This is a genomic window from Cellulomonas sp. P4_H12, assembly GCF_056400905.1.
Genome location: NZ_JBFUKJ010000120.1, coordinates 1 through 574, shown reverse-complemented (window position 1 = coordinate 574; position 574 = coordinate 1). Strand labels below are relative to the sequence as shown.

1 protein-coding gene is annotated in these 574 nt (G+C 70.7%); it reads right to left on the bottom strand.

Going from position 1 to position 574, the window contains the following annotated elements; translation table 11 throughout:
- The coding region (locus AC1DQC_RS20090) for an ABC transporter transmembrane domain-containing protein (protein WP_477052988.1) at positions 1-492 on the bottom strand (492 nt) is incomplete at its 3' end.
- Positions 493-574: the final 82 nt, after the last annotated feature.

The window sequence follows — 574 nt, the reverse complement described above, 5'->3', positions numbered from 1 at the left end:
GGTCAGCAGCGGGGACAGGTAGGCCATCACCACCACGGCCAGCACGAACTGGATCACCGCGCCCGCCGACAGCGGGACCATGGCGAGCAGGCCCTGCACCAGCTGCAGGTCGGTGATCGACCGGGACACCACCTGCCCGGTACGGATCTGGTCCTGCCCGAGTCCGTCGAGGCGTTGCAGCGAGCCGAGCAGGCCGAGCCGCAGGTCGTGCTGGACGTCGAGGGAGAGTTTGCCCGCGAGCATCCGGCGGCCGAACTGGCAGCCGAACCGGACCACCGCCAGCCCCGCTATGGCGGCGGCGACCACCGTGATCGCCTCGGTGGCGCCGGAACTGGCGTCGTCCACCGCGATTCGGGCCAGCAACGGGAAGGAGATGTCGATGACCGCGGCGATCAACGTCACCGTCAGGGCGCCGACCGTGACGGACCGGTGTGCCCAGCAGGCGGCGGCCAGTCGACTGATCCAACCGCGGGGCTTCGTATCGGGTGCCATCGACAGCCACGTTAGACCCGACCTCCGACGGGTCCGCTCGGTGCCGGTCAGGTGATGTCGCGGCGCGTGGCGGCCCACCAGC